The 1,410-nt window shown below is 53.3% G+C and carries 2 protein-coding genes; both read right to left on the reverse strand.

Translation table 11 applies throughout. The features are described from left to right. Nucleotides 1-289, reverse strand: a 289-nt coding sequence (locus tag EZJ44_RS08860) for a hypothetical protein (protein WP_206661895.1), incomplete at its 3' end; no start/stop codon positions are given. Beyond that, on the reverse strand, nt 286-1,302 hold the full coding sequence (locus EZJ44_RS08565; RefSeq protein WP_131282567.1) for an RCC1 domain-containing protein: 1,017 nt from the start codon (nt 1,300-1,302) through the stop codon (nt 286-288). The genes EZJ44_RS08565 and EZJ44_RS08860, both read right to left, overlap by 4 nt. Nucleotides 1,303-1,410: the final 108 nt, after the last annotated feature.

Below are 1,410 nucleotides of genomic sequence, written 5' to 3' on the forward strand. Positions count from 1 at the left end.
TGCGCACACGACTATTCCCGCCCATGGCCTTCTGGGCAGTGACACGTTTCGGGTTAATAGTTCTAGCTTTAACCTGCGCGTGGGTGAATCCGTTTTTTATGAAGCGACGCGAACGCTTGCTGTCTGGTAGACGGCGTTGTTCTTCTCCTGGCTGTTCCATCGTAGATGCCGTGACTGTCTTGTGTACGGTAGAGGCGGTGAACGCTGCAGTCTTACGCACCGGCTTATGCTGATGCTTTTTATAGGCTTTCAGATAGGAATGCTTGGCAGTGGAGCGTACCGTGATCATTTCTTCACCCCGCTGCTCAATGCTGGTTTCATCTCGGTGATACCCAGCACTGGCGCACCGTCTTCAGACAGGCGCTTGTCATTGTTAGCTCCCCAACAATAGAGTTTCCCGCTGCTCGATGAGGCACACGTGCCGAAGCGTAAAGCCTTAACCGAGACTGGTTTGTCATCGCTAGGAAGTTTGATTTCTTTGACCCCGCTAGCTTTCACGCCTTGCTTGCCTGAGCCAAGCTGGCCAGCGTAATCGGATCCCCAACAATAAAGCTTGCCCGTAGCTATAGCACACGCATGAACATCACCGACGCTGAGACTTTCAATCTTTTTCCCGGCGAGTGGTACTTTCGTTGGGGGCAAGACTTGTGTATCGGTGTCCCCTGCTTGACGCCACCGATTATCACCCCAACAGGTCACATTGCTAGCCGTGGCTGCGCAGGCAAAATCAGCACCGGCACTGACGTATTCAACCTTGTCATCAAGCGCGAACTTCACGGAATGCTCGGGTGAGGCAGCGCCAGAGCCTAGCTGCCCGAGCGTGTTTTGCCCAATGCAGATAATCGTTTTATCTGCAGCGTTACACGTAAACGACGCCCCTGTAGCTGTAAGTCCACCGAGCGGATCATCAACCGCTGGCTTTGCCGGCACTGCCAGCGGTGCTGGCTCGGCTGGCGTATCAGTGCGGGCAAAGGCCTGATAGGCTGCAAATCCTGCCACACTCATGAGCACAAGTCCGCCTGTAATGATTCCAGCTACTCGTAGCCTGCGGCCTCGGAATCTCTCACGTGGATGCGTGGATGGGGCACTGTCTTGGTTTTCGTCCACGCTATCGCTTGACGGCGGCTCCGGAGGGGTGATCAGATCACCCGTCTCGGAAATATATCTCGCCCACGAACCTAAGCCTGGCCACGAATTAGGATGGGTTTCAAGATCATGCAAAAGTTCGGGTGTTAAATCGCTCGACGTGACCTCAACAGCGATTCTGTAAAGATTCTCAGGAGGTAATTTTTTATCAAGCATGCTTAACTCACCACGCTCGGAGTCTCAACAAACTTCGTGGAGAAGAGCTGGAAAATATGCGAGGCTGGATCCATTGTGTTATCGAACGGAACAATAGCCGCTCCAAGT

Origin of the sequence: Arcanobacterium bovis, assembly GCF_004331995.1 — a bacterium.
Classification (GTDB): Bacteria; Actinomycetota; Actinomycetes; order Actinomycetales; family Actinomycetaceae; genus Arcanobacterium_A; species Arcanobacterium_A bovis.

What these genes read in the sequence shown, in the direction of transcription:
- EZJ44_RS08565 (WP_131282567.1), bottom strand. Translation starts at nt 1,302, where the DNA reads ATGCTTGATAAAAAATTACCTCCTGAGAATCTTTACAGAATCGCTGTT.